Below are 19,290 nucleotides of genomic sequence, written 5' to 3'. Positions count from 1 at the left end.
TTAGTTTTTAATAACCGGGATTTTGTTGCCAATTTCCATTTGCAAATTGAATTTCCTCAATTGGAATCGGAAACAATTCATTTTTGCCAGCGGTAAATCCAGTAATTTCCTGAGCTGCTTTTTTAGTGCGGACTAAATCGAAGAAACGGTGTCCCTCACCAACTAACTCCACTCTTCTTTCTGCTAAAATAAAGTCAGTCAAAGCAGCTCCAGAAGATGAAATATCGTGATTCAAGTCTCCAAAAGCACGTCTTCGAACTTGGTTTAGGTAGCCTCTTGCTTTTGCATCATCGATTCCACCGCGATTGTATGCCTCAGCCGCCATCAAAAGAACATCCGCATAACGAATGGCTCTGTAATTATTAGGATTCGTAAGATTCAAATCCCCTTGTGCAGCGGCGCTTCTTTTTCTTGGAATGTATTTTCTGTTAAAATAACCAGTATGCTCGTATCCTTTCCCATAAGTTGCTCCTGATGAAGCTGCCCAAGCTTGGATATCTAGTATTGCCACGGCTTTTCTTCTGTCTCCAGCTTCAAACGCATTTACCACTTTCTGAGTTGGAACATTAAAACTGAAACCTGAAGTAAATAGCGGCCCTGAATAATTTCTTGGTCCACTAAAACCCACAGCTACATTTCCTTCGCTACATTGTAAACATCCAAAACCGGCACCTTCTACATCTGTGTATTGCACTTCAAAAACGGACTCGGGACCATTTTCTCCTGCATCCTCAAAAATAGAATTATAATCACTCACCAATGAATATTTATTTAAAGCAACTACTTTATCTAAAGCCACAGCTGCGAGGGCAAATTTCCCGTCATATAAATACGCTTTTCCTAAAAGTGCTAAAGCGGCTCCTTTGGTAACTCTTCCTTTTTGAGCTGCAGTTGCAGATAAATTATCGGAAGCAAAAATTAAATCTGCTTCAATTGAAGCATACACTTCTGCCACTGACGAACGTGGTAATTTTTTCTCATCACCTGAACTGAATCTTGCGTCCCCTTTTAACGGGATTCCACCAAACCATTTTACTAATTCAAAATGGTAATACGCTCTAAGAAAACGAGCTTCAGCAATAACCTGGTTTTTACCATCAAAAGCTGTTTTGTCTTTGAATTCTAAAATGTAATTCGCTCTTTGAACTCCAGCGAACATCCAATCCCATAGATTTTTTAAGTTGCTGTTCACAGGAGTGTGAATCATCTTGTCAATTTGCTGGAAACCGGGAGTATCAGATTGGCTTTCCCCTCCTGCCAAAGTATTATCTGAAGCTATTTCACCCATTAATGCATTGAGATACGTGGATTGTAACAAATCATAAGCGGCAATTAAAGCATTGTCATAATCTGATTTTGAGTTAAAATAATTCTCAGAGTCAATTGAATATTTTATCGGTCGATCAACAAAATCATCACTACACGAAATGGTAAGTGCTGAAAATATTGTTATCGTTATAAGGGTAATAAATAGATACTTTTTCATTTTAATACGAATTAAAAATTAATGTTTAAGCCTAATAAATAGGTTCTTGGGATTGGATAAAAACCATAATCTATTCCTCCGCCAATTGGAGCTCCATTAGAAGCACCCGGATCAAAACCTTTGTATTTTGTGAAAGTGTAGAGATTATTTACACCTGCATACAATCTTAATTTTGTTATCCCTGCTTTTTCAGAATACTTAGGATTTATAGAATATCCTAATTGCATATTTTGGATTCTCAAATATGAAGCGTCTTCAACAAAATAGCTCGAAAAAGTAGAATTTCCTGTAGCACTTGTGGTCACTCGTGGAGTAGTATTAGTACTTCCTTCGCCAGTCCATCTGCCAAGAACATAATTTAAACGATTGACGTCTGTAAGATTTCTTTCGTAATTTCTAACCATATCATTTCCTACAGAGGCAAAAGTGTATACTGCAAAATCAAAGCTTTTGTAGTTCATTTGTAAATTAAAACCCATTGTAGCAGCAGGAATAGGATCTCCTATGTTTGTTCTATCTTTTGAATCGATAATTCCATCCTCATTAATATCTACAAAACGAACGTCTCCTGGACTTGCCTCTGCACCTAAGGAAAGTTGCGATGGATGGGCACTAACTTCTGCCTGATTTTGAAAAATTCCATCGGTTTTATATCCATAAAAATAACCAATTGGCTGGCCTACTTCCATTCTTGAAGGTGCTTGCTGACCTACGCCAAATGAGCCTCCTTCAATAAATCCTGTTCCATTATCAACGGCTAAAACCTCATTTTTAAGAAAAGTAATGTTATAACCCACACTCATCGAAAAATTTTCGGAAAATTTATTTTTATAATCTATTGAGAATTCTAAACCTGAATTCCTTACCGTTCCTGCATTTATTGTTGGTGAACCAGCGCCCGGAGCAGCAGTTCCATTTATTCCTGAAACGGGTATAAAAGGGATTAACAAATCAGCTCTCGTATCAATAAAATAATCTGCTACGATGGAAACTTTATTATCTATTAACTTAAGGTCTAAACCAACATCAAATTTCTTGGCTTCTTCCCATTTCAAATTTGGATTCGGAATTTGTCCTGTTGCTAATCCATTCACTAAAGCACCATCAAAAACATAAGTTGCTTCACCACTTAATTGAGAAACATATCCATTATTTGGAATTTGGTCATTTCCTAACGTACCATAACTTCCTCTTAGTTTCATAAAGTTTATCCATTTTTTTTCTCCAAAAAATCCTTCATCAGAAATCACCCAACCTGCAGTAAAAGAGGGAAAATAACCTACTTTGTTTCCTGGTCCAAATTTCGTCGAAGCATCACGTCTTATCATTGCTGAAAAAAGATACTTTCCTTTATAATCATATTGCGCTCTTCCAAAGTAAGAAAGCCTTCTTTCATCATAATTATAAGATCCGTTCGGTACTGTTGCAGAAATTCCTTTGGTCAATGAAATATCAGCAAATTCCCAAGAATTATAAGGAACATCATACCCAGTTGCAAACAATCCGTTTCCGTATTCTTTGAAAATAGTATTTCCTATTGTCGCGGTAACATTATGATTACCCGCAATTTTTTTAGTATAAGTCCCAAATACATCAAATGAATAATTATTATCATTAATAGCACTTTGAGAAACTGAACTTCTCAAAACATCAAAAACTTTATCTGAAGGATTTATCCAATATAAGATCTGTTTCGCAAAAGATTTAGATTCGCTGTTTGATGTATTAAAACCAATCGAACTCGAAACTACAAAATCTTTAAAAACCTTATAATCTAAACCAAAATTCCCATTAATTTTTTTAAAATTATAGTCATTATAGGTATTGGCAATCTGAGCCAATGGATTAATAATTTCGATTCCTAATCCTGTGTTTGTAGGCACTTTTGTAAAATCACCATTTGCGTCAAATGGTGTCAATGTGGCTGGTGTATTTAAGGAATTGAACAAAACAGATCCTAGTCCACTTTCATTTAATGCTTTTCTATTAAAATAGGTATAAATTACGTTTGTTTTTAATTTTAATTTATCTGTAATATCAGCACCTAAAGAAACTCTTGCTGTGTTTCTTAAGAACCCAGATTTACTTTGTCCTATAATCCCTTCTTGATCCAGATGAGAACCACTTACAGCATAGGTAATTTTTTCAGAACCGCCAGAGAAGGAAAGGTCGTGATTAATTATAGGAACACCTTTGCTGAAAACTTCATTTTGCCAGTTTGTACCTTTACCTAAACCAGAAACATTAGGAAAAGGAATGGCGTTGCCACCATTTGCATAACTTTCGTTTAATAATAGAGCGTATTCAGTAGCGTTCAACACAGGTAAAGTTCTTGAGGTTTCCTGAAAACCAGTGTAAGTATTATAGCTGATTTTTGGCTTCGAATTCTTTTTTCCAGATTTAGTGGTAATAAGGATAATACCATTAGCACCAATAGTACCGTAAATTGCTGCTTGAGCATCTTTCAAAACAGTAATTGACTCCACATCATTTGGATTTAATAAACCCAATTCTCCAACATATCCATCTATTATAGTTGTAGGTCTGTTTTCACCATTAGTAGCTATCCCTCTAATTCTAATATCCAAAGCAGCACCGGGCGCACCTGAAGTGGTAGTGACATTCACACCAGAAACGGTTCCTTGCAAAGCTTGTTCAATTTTAACAGGTTTTAAAGCTTCCAACGTTTTACTGTCTACAACAGAAACAGCTCCTGTAACCTCACGCTTTTTTTGGCTTCCATATCCAATTACTACAACTTCATCTAACATCTTAGAATCCTCTTGCAACGAAATCGAAAGTGCACTATTGGTCGATACTACTTTATATTCTAAATTTTTATAACCTAAATAAGTAAAGACTAGGGTTGCGCCAGCAGAAACTCCTTTTAGAGAGAAACGACCATTTATATCTGTTGCTGTTCCTGTTGTTGAATTTTTAACTTGAACATTTACTCCTGGTATAGGTAAACCAGAAACTGCTTCTTTAACAACTCCTCCCACATCATATCCTTGGGCATAACCAAAAGAGGACAGAAATAGAAAAAGGATTAGTAGATAGTTTGACTTCATAATTTATGTTTTTTGTGAATCATAAAATTAATCGGAAGAACTAATAATAAATTAAAAAGAACCACAACAAAAAACATACAACGCAAAAAATTGTATGTTTTATTTAGAATACTAAAAAAAAGACTGCTAATTAAGAAGAAATTAAGAGAGATATATTTTCTACAGAAGGGAGAAACCGCAACAATAACGTTAATGTTGTGGTGATGTATGGTTTTATTTAAACTATTTTCACAAAACTATACAGCTAGAATATACTCAACAAGTCCTTGTTCATGCGATAACTCCATTTTTTTACGCAAACGATATCTTTTTATTTCAACACTACGTACCGAAATATTCAGCAAAGGAGCCACTTCTTTTGAAGAAAGGTTTAATCTTAAATAGGCGCACAACCTCAAATCGTTTGGAGTTAATAAAGGATGAGCCAATTTCATTTTTTTAAGAAAGTCTTTATCGGCATTATCAAAAGCTTCCTTGAAAACATTCCAACTATCACCTTCGGTTATGTTCTTATTAATCGTAGATATTACTGATTTTATACTTCTGTTTCCATCATCAGTAGTTTTCTTCAAGTCATCTTTAATAAAAGCCAACAATTCATTTTTACTATTTAAACTCATCGTGGAAACCGCCAATTCTCTGTTTTTTGTATCTACATCTTGAGATAACTGTTCGTTTCTAATTCGCATTAATTCCTGCTCATTTTCAAGCTCTTTAATCTCCAATAATAGATTATTTTCTTCTATCAATTTTTCTTTTTGTTTTTGGTAATAATTTCGATACGTTTTATGAATAAATTGAGCCATTACAATTATAAAAATGAAATAGACAAAAAGCGCAAGGTTGGTTAAATACCAAGGTTTTTCCACTCTAAAAGTATACACCACTGCGTTATCCACTATAGAATTAGCAAATTTAGCTCTCACTTTAAAGGTATAATCACCTGGCGGCAAATTTTTAAAACTTATGGAATTTTTTGCGTTCCACTCACTCCAGTCGTTCTGAAATCCTTCTAAAAGAAACTGATATTCTGCATTGATATATTTATTATATTCTGGTACCGTATAACTGATTGTGATGTTGTTATCATCATACTTAAAACTTCCACTTTCTTGAATAGATCTATTAATTAAGGTTTCATTCAACTTATTAGTGGCAATTGTAGATATAGAAACATTATAATTTTTAAAACTCAAGTCATTAATATTCATCGTGTAATACCCATCGGTTGTACCAATAAGATAATCCGAATTTGAAATTTGAGAAATATTTTCAAATCCTAACATAGAATTAGTCAGTGATGCAGGAATTGGAATTACATTTTGCTTGAGTTGATTACTCAATTTACTTAATGAGAAATAATAAATGTAATTTTTTGAGAACAACCAGATTTTATTGGAATTATCAACTATTAATTTCCCTGATGTATATTCATCTTTTTCAAAAACGGAACTCAGCAATTTATCCTTTTCAAACTTTTTCGTTTTAGTATTTAATTTAAAAATACCCTCTTTATACGCGTAATAAATTGCATTATTAAACTTTGTTAAACTCGCGTTTTTCCCTTTTTGAGGAGTTACATAAGTCGTAAAACCATTCGTTTTCTGTAATTTATTATCTAACTGTAATCTGAAAACACTTTTATATTCATGGCTTACATATACTTCCAGAGCATTGGTTATTTCGAAATATCTTGCGGAATAATTAAATCCGGCAATTTTATTTCTAAAAACCCATTGATTATTAATTTTTTCCAAAACTGAAATTCCATAGTAATTTCCCTGAAGCAAAAGCTCTTTTTGATGAGGAACGGTTTCAAATTTCCAAGTTCCTGAAGCTGAAAATATATTTTTTGCAACAGCATTTTCAATTACAAATGTTCCTGAATCATGTCCACAAAAGAGCGTTCCATCGTATTCAAACAAAGACCAAACCTGTCCTTTGGTTCCATTTATAAATTTGAATTCATCATTAGTCTGGTAATTTTTATAAAACAAACCTTGATTGGTTCCTACATACAAGTTGCCATTGTGCAGCGTGGAAGTATATACAGTTCCTAATATTCCTGTATCATCTACAAAACTTTGTATTGGTGATTGCAGGTTAATGCAATTGATTCCGTTGTCCAGTCCTGCCCACAGATTTTTATCAGCATCTTCATACAAGGACAGCGCAGTATTATTACTCAATCCTTTGTTTTGAGTGATATGATATTTAATTTTCCCATTACTATTTAAGATAAAGACCCCATTAGAAACGGTGCCCAAAGCAAAACTTCCATCTGAAAGCAATTGACTGCTGTACACGCTGCTGGCTGCTAATTCCGAATCAACTTCCGTAGAAAATTTAGTCACCGCAGTTCCAACAAGTTTATAAAAACCATTTAGCTGCGTCTGGATTAATAGTCCTTCATCAATAGCGAAAACGTTGACAATCCGATTGTTTTGTAAGATAGGATTACTAGAAACCAAACGTCCTTTTCCACTTTCAATTTCAAAAAGTCCTTCTTTTATAGTCTGAAAATAAATTGAATTTTTTGTGCGGAACGATTTGGTAATATTGTTTTTGGGTGCAATAATTTTAAAACCACCCGATTTAGTATCATAAATGTAAATTCGGTTCAAAGATTGGAAAATCACCCATTGGTCGTAGTTTAATATGTTCCAAAATTGCTCGTCATCAAGAATTTTATTTTTTATTGTTTTGCTAAGCGAAGTATATTTCAGTTTCCCATTTGCCTGTCGTGTCCAAAAACCAAATTCCATATAGCATCCCGTAAAAATTTTACTTCCAATCACTTTTACAGAACGAACAATGGTTTCGTTTGGGGATGGATATAATTCCCAATTTGAACCGTTAAATTCTAATAATCCCTCATTGTTGGCAAAGTAAACATAATGGTTTTGGTCTTGCGAAATCATCCAATTCTGGTTTCCTGCTCCATAAGTGGCAGAGGCGTATTTGACAATTGGTGGCAATTCTTGAGAAAAAGCATTAAATGACATTAAAAAAAGAAAAATGTATAGTTTTGTTTTCAATGGTGTAGTGATGTTAAGTATTTCAAAAATAAACTTAAAAATAGTATTTATTTATTGGATAGAAAACATAAAAACTATACAACAAGTAAAAAGATTATTTCTGCTCCTTTTTTAATCATTATTTGTGATTCGTTCAATCCTATTTCTCCGTTGAAAATTGATTACTTTTGTGAAAATTATTGTTTTATGCAAGTTGACCTTTCTACATTAGATCCAAAGAAAAATATCATCATAAAAGGCGCACAAGTACATAACTTAAAGAATTTAGATGTCGCCATACCTCGGAATAAATTAGTGGTTATTACTGGACTTTCTGGTTCCGGAAAATCGAGTTTGGCATTTGATACTTTGTATGCCGAAGGGCAACGCCGTTATGTAGAAAGTTTATCTTCTTATGCACGACAATTCCTTGGACGATTAGACAAACCAAAAGTAGAGTACATTAAAGGAATTGCGCCTGCTATCGCTATCGAACAAAAGGTAAACACGACTAATGCCCGATCCACAGTAGGAACTTCAACAGAAATCTACGATTATATAAAATTATTGTTTGCCAGAATAGGACGAACGTATTCACCTGTTTCCGGACGAGAAGTCAAAAAAAATACCGTTACTGATGTTGTAACTGACGTGAAAACTTTTGAACGTGACAGTAAATGGTTGCTCCTCGCTCCTATTCACCTAGAAGAAGGCCGAAAACTGGAAGACAAACTAAAAGTTCTTTTGCAACAAGGATTTGCTCGAATTTTAGTAAATAATGAAATGGTTCGTTTAGACGACTTACCGGACTCACTAAGCAAAAAAGAAATCTTTCTAATTGTTGACCGAATTGTGGTTAATCCCGAATCTTCGGGAGAAGAAGAATTCTATAATCGTCTCGCTGATGCAGTACAAACGGCTTTTTTTGAAGGAAAGGGAATTTGTTATCTTCAAGAATTAAATTCAGATAAAAAATATTCTTATTCTAATAATTTTGAACTCGATGGCATTACTTTCTTGGAGCCAAACGTTCATTTGTTTAGTTTCAATAATCCTTATGGTGCCTGTCCAGTCTGCGAAGGTTACGGAAATATTATAGGTATTGATGCCGAATTGGTGGTGCCAAATACTACTTTATCTATTTTTGAAAACGCTATTTTCCCTTGGCGAGGCGAAAGCATGAGTTGGTTCCGTGATGAATTGGTAAACAATGCTTACAAGTTTGATTTCCCCATTCACAAACCTTTCTTTCAATTATCGGAAGGCCAAAAAGAATTGATTTGGAACGGAAATGAATATTTTCAAGGACTCAATGGTTTCTTCAAAGAATTAGAAGAAAAAAATTATAAAATACAAAACCGTGTGATGCTTTCGCGCTATCGCGGTAAAACCAAATGTTATTCATGTAAAGGAAAACGCTTGAGAATAGAAGCTTCTTATGTGAAAATAAATTCTAAAACTGTTTCTGATTTAGTTGATTTACCTATTAAGCATTTGGTTCGTTTCTTTGACAGCATTGATTTAGATGTTTATGAGAAGCAAATCGCGAAACGATTATTGGTTGAAATTAATAATCGATTGGCTTTTTTAACAGAGGTTGGTTTGGATTATCTTACTTTAAATAGAAATTCATCAACGCTTTCAGGTGGAGAATCACAACGTATCAATTTAGCGACTTCGTTAGGAAGCAGCTTGGTAGGATCCATGTATATTCTTGATGAACCAAGTATTGGTTTGCACCCAAAAGACACGGAACGTTTAATAAAAGTATTGCTTTCACTTCGAGATTTAGGGAACACCGTTATTGTTGTGGAACATGATGAAGATATAATGAAAGCAGCTGATATGATAATCGATATTGGTCCGGAAGCGGGAACATTAGGTGGTCATTTAGTTGCACAAGGAACATTTGATGAAATCCTGAAATCGACATCGCTAACCGCAAAATATTTGAACGGAGACTTAGAAATTTCGGTTCCAAAGAAACGAAGAGCTTTCAAGAATTACATCGAAATAAAAGGTGCCAGAGAAAATAATCTTCAAAATGTAGATGTTACTTTTCCATTGGATGTTTTAACCGTAATCACGGGAGTTTCCGGAAGTGGAAAAAGTACGCTTGTCAAGAAAATTTTGTTTCCAGCCATGCAGAAAAAACTGGAGAATGTGGGTGAAAAAGCGGGACAATTCACTGAAATGACAGGTTCGTTTTCACAAATAAAACACATTGAATATGTCGATCAGAATCCTATTGGTCGAAGTTCTCGTTCTAATCCAGTGACCTATATAAAAGCATATGACGACATTCGGGAATTGTATGCCAAAGAAAAATTATCAAAAATACGAGGTTATCTGGCCAAACATTTTTCTTTTAATGTTGATGGAGGAAGATGCGAAACCTGCAAAGGAGAGGGTTCCATTAATGTAGAAATGGTTTTTATGGCCGACGTACAATTACCTTGTGAAACCTGCAACGGAAAAAGATTTAAAAAAGAAGTTCTAGAAGTGGCCTTTGAAGGCAAAAACATCCATGATATTCTAACCATGACTGTTGATGATGCCATCGCTTTTTTTACTGCAAATAAGCAAGCTAAAATCATTCAAAAACTGCAACCGCTACAAGATGTTGGATTAGGATATGTGCAATTGGGTCAATCATCCTCTACACTTTCAGGTGGTGAGGCGCAACGTATCAAACTTGCTTCTTTCTTGGTAAAAGGAGCTACAAAAGATAAAGCACTTTTCGTTTTTGACGAACCTACAACAGGATTGCATTTCCACGACATCAAGAAACTATTAACTTCCTTTGATGCCTTAATTGAGAAAGGACATTCAATAATTGTAATTGAACACAACCTTGACCTGATAAAATGTGCGGATTGGATTATCGATTTAGGACCTGAAGGTGGGGAAAATGGCGGGAAACTTCTGGCTGCAGGCACGCCTGAGCAAATAGTTAAAATAAAAGAATCAGTTACTGGAAAATATCTTAAAGAAAAAATATAAAAATCTATCCAATATAACAATTTTCTTCAAATGTGTTTCCATCTTCATCGATAGCGACTAATATCTTTTTTTCTTTGGAAGTCACATACGTTTTGTAAATCCAAGGGATAGACCATAAGCCTAATGTAAGACAACAAATTACAAAATTTAAACTGTGATCTACGGCTTTACCATCTTTTGACAAAACGGCAAAAGGCAGTTTGTCATTTCTTTCTTCAACTACAAATCCGTTGCTAATTTTATCAGCAATAATATTTGAATATTTTTGAAAATTATCTTCGTTTGCAATTTGGGAAATTACCATACTATTGTTTTTAATTTGACTAATTAGTATTTTTTTTTTAAATCAGTTTAGACAAATAATTAATACAAAAATAAGTGTTACATATAATTCGTACAATACCCACTTTTAGTGATTTTTTGATTGTAATTTAAATGATGTATTATTTTGCAATTAATTAGATTACAAATATATTTTTAAAAACCACGTCAAATATTACATAATAGCGGAATAGAGTTACATAATTCACACTTTGAAAACGGCTAATCAACTTACAGTCAACTAGAAAATACCTATAAATTTGCCATATTTATCTTGAGAAGATTATTACAATTATTAAAGAACAATAAAAAACCAGTATTCATTTTCTAATTTTAAGAAAATGCACACCAGTCATTATATAATTTTAAAAAAAGTCTTCCGGATTAGGTAAAGAGGAATTTTGAACTATAACAGCAATTTATTTTATTTTTAATCTTTTTAAAACAGTGTCAAGAACTTGGTTAATTTCAGGAGAAACAACAAATTTATAATTGATATAGACATATAACATAGCTACTAATACCGATTTCATTCCAATAGCAACAATGGGATGAAAAGGAAACTCCCAGAAATAAAACAATATAAATAGAATAAAAGTAATCAACAGCGAATAAACCGTTTGATTTGTAAAAGGGTACAAATGCATTCGTTTTACCACAAAAAGTAATTTAGCCAAGCTATATAAAGTTACCGATAATAAGGTCGCGAATGCAGAACCTATAATTCCATATCTAGGTATAAAAAACATATTCAAAGTTATTGTCAGAAAAACCAACATAAGTCCTAAAAACAATACCATGCGATAATATTTTGAATTAAAAATTATTGCATTGTTATTGCCTAAAATTAAATCGAAATATTTAGATAATCCAATCATAAATACGACCAAAATACCGCCACTATATTCTTTTGGCACCATTTCATATAACTGATTGATATTGACAAAAATGCACAACATCACAAAACCACCCACTATCTGCAGGTTAATCGATGTTTTTTTATACAACACATTTAATTCTTCCTGTTTATTTTCGTGCATTAATTTAGCCGTAATGGGATAAACAATCTGATGCATGGCCCGGCTTGGAACCGATATTACTAAAGCAATATAAGTTGCTACCGAGTAATACGCAATGTTTTCAATTTTCATGTATTGATTAAGTATCATTTTGTCACCATCCAAAAGCAAATTAGCTACACTTCCGGATAAAATTATATAAAAAGTGTACTCTAATATATGTTTTAAATTCTCCGGAATCGAAAATTGAAAATTAGGTCTTTTTATATAAAATGCATAGAACATCGTAATCACAAAAGCGAAGAAATAGATGCCTGCCATAACATAAACAAACTCTATTACGGTCATCCATTTATAATAGACGCAAATCAAGGCAAATAGACATAGTAATCGCAAACCCACTTCTTTAATAAAATTACCAAAAACAGAATGCATATGTACTCTTGCCCAAGCGTAAAAAATTTCGAAATAAGCCATGCTCAAAGCTGTAAATGGAATAAGCCATAAAAATTCTCTGACAACCGCATTCTTCTTTGACACAAAATAAGCAATGTCATCATAGAAAAATAAACCTATCAAAATTAAAGGGATACACAATAATAAAGGAAACAGCACAGTAAAAGACAAAAACTGAGATTTTTCATCTTCAGTTTCATATTGAGAATAGTATTTTACTAAAGTATTCTGCATTCCGATCGCGAACAAAGGCATAATTACATTAGCTGAAGATGTGATATAATTTGTTAGCGCGTAATACGTGGCTCCAAGAAAAACAGGATATAAATAAATTGTATTTATGGCTCCAATTCCAAATCCAATGTAAGTGATTACCGTATTCTTTAAGGACTGATTTAAAACTATTCCCATTTTTTTTTCATTGCGAGGCACGAAGCAATCTCACTTTTAATTTACATTTATTTAAGCAATTCCACCAATTCTCCTGTGAGACTTTTTCTTGAATATTTTTGTAAACCTACTCCATTTGACTGCAGTCTACCCTCCAAAAATTGATAATAAAATGCCAAAATTACACTTTTTAATCTCATTTTTTCAGAATAGTCAAAGAACGCGCCAGTATTAGTCGCGGTTATGATCTCAGCAAAATCAGAATTCTTTGGACCAATGGCAATAATAGGTCTGTTAGAAACCATATATTCGAATAATTTTCCCGGAATAATGCTTTTAGTATCTTCTGAATTTATTTCGATAAGTAACAAAACTTGCGATTTTCTTTGATGCGAAATCGCTTCACTATGAGAAACATATCCTAAATTATTCAAATACGGATTCAGATCAAATTGCGAAATGGTTCCCAAAACTTCCTGGCTTACCGCTCCTATTAATTTAATTTCCAAATGCGATTTAAAATCTGGAATTTCATTAATTAGTTCCACCAGACTTTCCCATAAGATCAAAGGATTCCTCTCAGATAGAAAAGAACCAATGTGTGCCAAACTAAATTTGGTATCCAAAGTTTGCTTCTCCACATTCTCATCATCATAACCGTTTGTAATTACCGCAATAGGTTGGCGCGTAATCGCTTCAAATTCGGTTTTAGTAGTTTTACTGGTTACGATTATGGTATCGGCTGTATTCAAAACCTGATGTTCTAACGCTTTGTGCTTTTTGGCGGCATAATTAGATAATCGCAATGATTTATGATAGCCAATAGTTGTCCAAGGATCCCGAAAATCAGCAAACCATTTTACATTTAATTTTTGTTTTAATTCCAATCCAATAAGATGCAAACTGTGTGGCGGTCCAGAAGTAACAATAGTATCGATATTATTTTCTGTGATGTATTTTTCTAAAAAAGCAACCGATGGTTTAACCCAGAAAACACGGGCATCCGGAATAAAAAGATTGCCTCGTATCCAAAGAAAAGTTTTATCCAGAAAAGATTGTTTTTTTTGATTTGGGATAATTCCTGAATTCATTTTCTTGGTTTTATTCTTCGATAAAAATGATGCCAATTGATAAGGTTCAAAGATTTTATGTTTCAGAATGATTGCTTTTTCTGAAACTTCTTTAACTAAATTTTCATCAACAATGGGATAGGTTGGATTCTCCGGAATATACACAACAGGCTGAATTCCAAAATCAGGTAAATACTTTACAAATTTCAACCAACGCTGTACGCCAGGACCTCCAGCTGGTGGCCAATAATAAGTGATTATAAGGATTTTTTTTGGTTCTGGTTTCAATTTAATTGTTTTATGGTAGAGACGCACTGCAGTGCGTCTCTACGGTGTGTATCTACTTTTTTCTCTTTTCAAAATAAATCCCACCAACTAAAAGCAGCAACATTCCAAACGAACTAACCAAGGTAATCGTGCTTCCTGTTTTTATCACCTGCGGCTCAAATTTAAATTCTATCGAATGTTTCCCCGCAGGAATTTCCAGCGCTCTCAAAACATAATCCACACGAATGTGATCTATTTTTTTTCCGTTGATATAGGCATTCCAGCCTTTTCCATAATACATTTCAGAGAAAACAGCTAAACCTTCATTGGTGTTATTAGACGTGTATTTTAAATAATTTGGTTTGTATGAATCTAAAATAATTGTTGCCGAACTGTCTTTGGCGAAAGCCTTATTTTTAATTTTAAACTCCTTGTCATTTACAACTGCAACATTTTTAGAATCTAAATTATCCAAAGCTTTCATTTCGTCATCAGCTAATGAAACTGATTTCACTTGACTCACAAACCATGCATTCCCGTTGGCGTTAGGATTCAAAGTTGGAAATTCTTTGTTCTCTTTATCCGTTTGAATAATATATTTAACATCTAACATATTGAGGATTTCCATGTTGTTTTTGGCAATTTGGTAATCAAATAATTGTTGCATTCTTCGAGGTCGTACCGCACTATATCCTCCAATAGATTTATGAAAATAAGAAGTTCTGGCGCTTAATAAACCATTTACTTCAAAAACCCTGTAATGAGTGGTGTCTTTTAGAATCTGAGTATCCGAAGGGCTTTCCTGAAAAGGTACTTCGACCTCACGTCCGGAAACAAAATCTTTACCGGAAACATATTTTTTATCGACAAAAAACAAGTCAAAAATCATCAATAAACCAACCAAAATTACAGTTGTATTTTGAGCCAATTTATTCTTTATAAATAGCCATAAAATACCAGCTGAAAGCAAAATAAAGAAACCGGAACGTAATAAATCAGCATTATACATAGTCATACGATCTGCCTTGAATGCATCTACAAAACCCGGACCGTAAGTTTGAAGTAAATAGCTGTCATTAGCTGCCGAAAAACTAAACATCCCTTTTAATAAAAATAAAATTACAAGTGTTCCCAATCCTATTGATGCCGTTTGCCATAAGGCTTTCCATTGTTCTTCTTTTTCAGATTTCATAAAAGAATGTAATCCCATTACCGCTAAAACTGGAAAACATAATTCTAAAATTACCTGAATAGAAGAAACTGCTCTAAATTTATCATAAATGGGAACATAATCTATAAAAAAGTCCGTCAATACAGGGAAATTTTTACCCCAAGAAAGTAGTAACGCGATTATTGCACCCGAGAGAAATACATATTTTATTTTTCGTTTATCAATAAACAAAGCCAAAATTCCCAGAAAGAAAACAACGGCTCCAATATAAGCAGGTGCAGCCACAATAGGCTGATCTCCCCAATAGGTTGGCATTCCAGAGACAAAATCGTTTGCTTGCGCTTCCGGTACGCCTTGACCAATCATGAAATCATACATCTTACTGTCTTTACCCAGCGCTTCATTATTAGAACCTCCAAAAAGTCTTGGAGCAATAAGATTAAAACTTTCAGCTATACCGTAACTGTATTCTGTTATGTATTCTTTGCTCATGGCGCTATTGCCGATGATTTTTGATCCATCAGGGTTGAAAGTCAATTCGCTTTTTCCACGGATGCTAAAATTGGCATATTCTGTAGTTGCCAATAAATTAGTAGCATTGGCTCCAATAGCAAAAATTCCTGCTATCGCTAGTACTCCAAAAGAATAAAACATAGATTTATACTCCTTTTCTTTGACATCCTGATAAATAAAATAACCAGAAAGTATCAATAAGAAGATCAACAGATAATAAGTCATTTGGAAGTGGTTGGCATTAACTTCTAATGCCACAGCAAACATGGTGATTAAACCACCTAAAACATATTTTTTCCGAAAAACCATTATAAAACCAGCTATAACAAGGGGCATATAAGCAATAGCATGCGCTTTGGCATTATGACCAACACCCAGAATTACAATTAAATAAGTAGAAAAACCAAAAGCCAGCGCGCCAAAAAAGGCCTTCAACGGATCAATTTTCAATACTAATAACAATCCATAAAATCCTAAGAAGTATAAAAACAAATAATCAGCAGGACGGGGCAAAAAACGCAATGCATCGTCAATCATTCCAATATAATCGTGTGGATATTTCGCCCCTAATTGATACGTGGGCATTCCTCCAAAAGCAGAATTTGTCCAATAAGGTTCTATGTGATCCGAGGCTCTGAAATCGTTTTGCTCTTTAGCCATTCCGGTGTATTGAACAATATCCGATTGGAAAATTTGTTTTCCTTGTAAAACAGGATAAAAATAAATAAGAGAAATGAGTACAAAACCAAGTATGGCTAAGGCGTGCGGATAGAACTTATTAAGAATCTTCATTAAAAAAGTTTAGAGTTTAAAGTTTACCATATGATTTGCAAAACCCGAATAAAAATCAGATTGATGTCAACCAAGTAAACCAGATGGTGCAAACTTAATCAATTTCTTCATAATCCACATAATCTCCTACTTTTTTGGTTTCACGAGGTTTTTTAGAATTGCCTGTATTGAATATAGCCTCATCCTTATTTTGCGTTTGGTTCCATGAAGTATCTTGTGAACGTTGTTGCTGTTGCTGAAAATTTTCTCCAGCTTTCTGCACCACTTTTTTCACCAATAGAGGCAATAATAATTTTGCCAAAAATCTAAAAATATAATAAAAAGCCAGAATGTAAAATATGGTTTCTATAAAACCTGTAAAAGAGGCTGTTTGCATAATCAAAATAATTTTTTACAAAATTAATAAATCCATCCCAAAATTCGGGACAAAATTAAAATATCATTCTTAAATAAATGATAAAATATAGTACATTTGAAATGCGTTATTACTTTTAATCTTAAAAAAATAATATGTCCAAAATCAAAATTACACTTATCGTAGCCATTTTCATGATTCCAATGTTACATTATGGACAGCACACGGACCAAATCAATTCAAACAGACCAGGAGAAACCATGTCGGCTTTTGCTGTTGGTAAAAAAGTGATTCAAGTGGAAACAGGAATTTATGGCATAAAAGAAAATCATAGTTTATTGAATTATGATGCCAATGGATTTGGTTTAGACTTCACTTTACGATACGGATTATTGTTGGAAAAATTAGAAGTAGTAGCCGATTTACAATACCAAAAGGAAACATTCACAACAAATTTAACCAGTGCTACTAAATCTGCTCTAAAGCAAACCGTAGTGGGAGTAAAATATTTGGTTTATGATCCATTTAAAAATTACGAAAAAAATATTAATATTTACAGTTGGAAAGCCAATCATGCGTTCAATTGGCACCAATTAATTCCTGCCGTTTCTATTTTTGCAGGAGCCAATTTCACGATGGCTGACAATCCTTATTCTTTTTCTCGACAAGCTAGTATTTCTCCAAAAGTCATGTTAATTACCCAAAATCATTTGGGAGACGGAAAATGGGTTTTTGTAACTAATATCATCGCCGATTATATTTCTACTGATTTTCCAAGTTACGGATATGTACTAACTTTAACAAGAGGATTTAACCGAAAATGGTCTGGGTTTATTGAAAATCAAGGTTTCAAAAGTGATTTTTACAGTGATGCCATCGTAAGAGGCGGTGCTGCCTATTTACTAAATAAAGACATGCAAATCGATGCTTCCATAAGTAGCAGTTTAAAAACCACGCCTTCTATTCTTTATGGCGGAGTTGGTTTTTCTTGGCGCTATGATGCCGGTTATAAAGAAGTACGAATCAACATTGACAGCGGTGACAAATCCAAAACAAAAGCGGAGAAGAAAGCGGAGAAAAAAAGCAAAAAACGTAAAGACGAAATAGAAACTACACCTTTAAATTAATAATGATTACAATAAAAGAAGCGAAAACAAAAAGCGAATTAACGGATTACATTAAATTCCCTTTTTCTTTATACAAAGACAATAAATACTGGGTTCCACCAATAATTTCGGACGAATTAGAAACATTTGACAAGACTAAAAACCCTGCTTTCGAGGATGCCGAAGCCTATTTTTTCCTCGCTTACAAAGACAATTCAATTGTAGGGCGAATTGCTGCCATAATAAATTGGAAAGAGGTAAATGATCAGCAAAAAAAGAAAGTCCGTTTTGGCTGGTTTGATACCATTGATGATCTCGAAGTCACACAAGCATTACTCGAAAAAGTCTATGAACTGGGTCGAAAAAACAATTTAGAATATGTGGAGGGTCCAATGGGATTTTCAAACTTGGATAAAGTAGGCGTACTTACTGAAGGTTTTGAGGAAATTGGAACCATGATTACTTGGTACAATCATCCGTATTATTCGCATCATTTTGAAAAACTGGGTTACATTAAAGAAAAAGAATATATTGAAAGTAAATTCCCTTTTTCAAATGTAAAACCTGAATTTTTCAAAAAGGCGAATGAACTGGTAAAGAAAAGGTATCAATTATCACCATTAAATTTTAAAACCACCAAAGAAATAATGCCCCATGTGGATAAAATGTTTGATTTATTCAATGAATCGTACGCTTCTTTATCGTCTTTTGTGGCAATTTCAGATACCCAGAAAGAATATTTCAAGAAAAATTACATCAGTTTTATTAATCCGGAATACATCAAATTTGTAGAAGACAAAGACCATAATATTGTGGCTTTTAGTATCGTAATGCCTGATTTTTCGGAAGCTTTGAAAAAATCAAAAGGAAAATTATTTCCTTTTGGATTCCTGCATTTGCTAAGGGCTAAAAAACAAAGTAAGAATGTGATTTTTTATCTGATAGGCGTTCATCCTGATTATCAAAACAAGGCGGTTACAGCAATAATTTTCAATGAATATTACGAAACTTTCACAGAAAAAGGAATTGTAAATTGCTTCAGAACTCCTGAATTATCTGATAATGCTGCCAGTATCAACTTATGGAAACATTTTGATCCCGTGATTCACAAAAGAAGGTGCACCTTTACAAAAGAATTGTAATAGAGTTTAGAGTTTAGAGTTTAGAAAGAATCCCATTTGCCTGTGGCAAATGGGATTTTCTCATTCCATTATATTTACGGTTTCAGCTCCATCTCCTTTTAATGATTTTAT

General features: G+C 33.6%; 11 protein-coding genes. 3 read left to right on the top strand and 8 right to left on the bottom strand.

Going from position 1 to position 19,290, the window contains the following annotated elements:
* Positions 1-7 precede the first annotated feature (7 nt).
* The 3 genes from IWX84_RS01895 to IWX84_RS01885 all read right to left on the bottom strand — a co-directional run bounded on the left by IWX84_RS01895 (position 8) and on the right by IWX84_RS01885 (position 7,595).
* Positions 8-1,486: a RagB/SusD family nutrient uptake outer membrane protein gene (locus IWX84_RS01895; RefSeq protein WP_196849066.1), complete on the bottom strand. Its 1,479-nt coding sequence runs from the start codon at positions 1,484-1,486 to the stop codon at positions 8-10.
* 11 nt (positions 1,487-1,497) lie between these two features.
* Positions 1,498-4,557: a SusC/RagA family TonB-linked outer membrane protein gene (locus IWX84_RS01890; RefSeq protein WP_196849065.1), complete on the bottom strand. Its 3,060-nt coding sequence runs from the start codon at positions 4,555-4,557 to the stop codon at positions 1,498-1,500.
* A gap of 236 nt (positions 4,558-4,793) precedes the next feature.
* On the bottom strand, positions 4,794-7,595 hold the full coding sequence (locus IWX84_RS01885) for a triple tyrosine motif-containing protein (RefSeq protein ID WP_317192090.1): 2,802 nt from the start codon (positions 7,593-7,595) through the stop codon (positions 4,794-4,796).
* A gap of 186 nt (positions 7,596-7,781) precedes the next feature.
* Here IWX84_RS01885 and uvrA point away from each other — a divergent pair, with 186 nt between their 5' ends.
* Positions 7,782-10,577 carry an excinuclease ABC subunit UvrA gene (gene uvrA / locus IWX84_RS01880; RefSeq protein WP_196849064.1) on the top strand — a complete coding sequence of 932 codons (2,796 nt, stop codon included), beginning with the start codon at positions 7,782-7,784 and terminating at the stop codon, positions 10,575-10,577.
* A 4-nt stretch (positions 10,578-10,581) separates the two neighbouring features.
* Here the strand turns inward: uvrA and IWX84_RS01875 are convergent, their stop codons facing one another.
* From IWX84_RS01875 to IWX84_RS01855, 5 genes are all read right to left on the bottom strand, one after another.
* Positions 10,582-10,881, bottom strand: coding sequence for a hypothetical protein (locus IWX84_RS01875; protein ID WP_196849063.1), 300 nt, complete (start codon positions 10,879-10,881; stop codon positions 10,582-10,584).
* 436 nt (positions 10,882-11,317) lie between these two features.
* The gene (locus IWX84_RS01870; protein ID WP_196849062.1) at positions 11,318-12,784 is read right to left on the bottom strand and encodes an oligosaccharide flippase family protein; all 1,467 of its coding nucleotides are present in this window, start codon (positions 12,782-12,784) and stop codon (positions 11,318-11,320) included.
* Positions 12,785-12,831: 47 nt separating this feature from the next.
* Complete coding sequence (locus IWX84_RS01865) at positions 12,832-14,121, bottom strand: glycosyltransferase family 4 protein (RefSeq protein ID WP_196849061.1); 1,290 nt, start codon at positions 14,119-14,121, stop codon at positions 12,832-12,834.
* 52 nt (positions 14,122-14,173) lie between these two features.
* Positions 14,174-16,576, bottom strand: coding sequence for a YfhO family protein (locus IWX84_RS01860; protein WP_196849060.1), 2,403 nt, complete (start codon positions 16,574-16,576; stop codon positions 14,174-14,176).
* 94 nt (positions 16,577-16,670) lie between these two features.
* A complete protein-coding gene (locus IWX84_RS01855; RefSeq protein ID WP_196849059.1) occupies positions 16,671-16,952 on the bottom strand; it encodes a DUF4834 family protein in 282 nt (93 codons plus the stop codon).
* Between the two features lie 134 nt (positions 16,953-17,086).
* Between IWX84_RS01855 and IWX84_RS01850 the strand changes: the two genes are divergently transcribed.
* Both IWX84_RS01850 and IWX84_RS01845 read left to right on the top strand, forming a co-directional pair.
* Complete coding sequence (locus tag IWX84_RS01850) at positions 17,087-18,058, top strand: transporter (protein ID WP_196849058.1); 972 nt, start codon at positions 17,087-17,089, stop codon at positions 18,056-18,058.
* Positions 18,059-18,060: 2 nt separating this feature from the next.
* The gene (locus IWX84_RS01845) at positions 18,061-19,179 is read left to right on the top strand and encodes a GTP cyclohydrolase (RefSeq protein ID WP_196849057.1); all 1,119 of its coding nucleotides are present in this window, start codon (positions 18,061-18,063) and stop codon (positions 19,177-19,179) included.
* Positions 19,180-19,290: the final 111 nt, after the last annotated feature.

Origin of the sequence: Flavobacterium sp. CG_9.10, assembly GCF_015752245.1 — a bacterium.
In the GTDB taxonomy this organism is placed as follows: Bacteria; Bacteroidota; Bacteroidia; order Flavobacteriales; family Flavobacteriaceae; genus Flavobacterium.
Note: the sequence above shows the minus strand (reverse complement) of the source record. Positions and strands in the feature narration are given on the sequence as shown.

Coding starts and splice junctions, on each gene's coding strand:
- IWX84_RS01895 (WP_196849066.1), bottom strand. CDS start 1,486: ATGAAAAAGTATCTATTTATTACCCTTATAACGATAACAATATTTTCA.
- IWX84_RS01890 (WP_196849065.1), bottom strand. CDS start 4,557: ATGAAGTCAAACTATCTACTAATCCTTTTTCTATTTCTGTCCTCTTTT.
- uvrA (WP_196849064.1), top strand. CDS start 7,782: ATGCAAGTTGACCTTTCTACATTAGATCCAAAGAAAAATATCATCATA.
- IWX84_RS01875 (WP_196849063.1), bottom strand. CDS start 10,881: ATGGTAATTTCCCAAATTGCAAACGAAGATAATTTTCAAAAATATTCA.
- IWX84_RS01870 (WP_196849062.1), bottom strand. CDS start 12,784: ATGGGAATAGTTTTAAATCAGTCCTTAAAGAATACGGTAATCACTTAC.
- IWX84_RS01860 (WP_196849060.1), bottom strand. CDS start 16,576: ATGAAGATTCTTAATAAGTTCTATCCGCACGCCTTAGCCATACTTGGT.
- IWX84_RS01855 (WP_196849059.1), bottom strand. CDS start 16,952: ATGCAAACAGCCTCTTTTACAGGTTTTATAGAAACCATATTTTACATT.
- IWX84_RS01850 (WP_196849058.1), top strand. CDS start 17,087: ATGTCCAAAATCAAAATTACACTTATCGTAGCCATTTTCATGATTCCA.
- IWX84_RS01845 (WP_196849057.1), top strand. CDS start 18,061: ATGATTACAATAAAAGAAGCGAAAACAAAAAGCGAATTAACGGATTAC.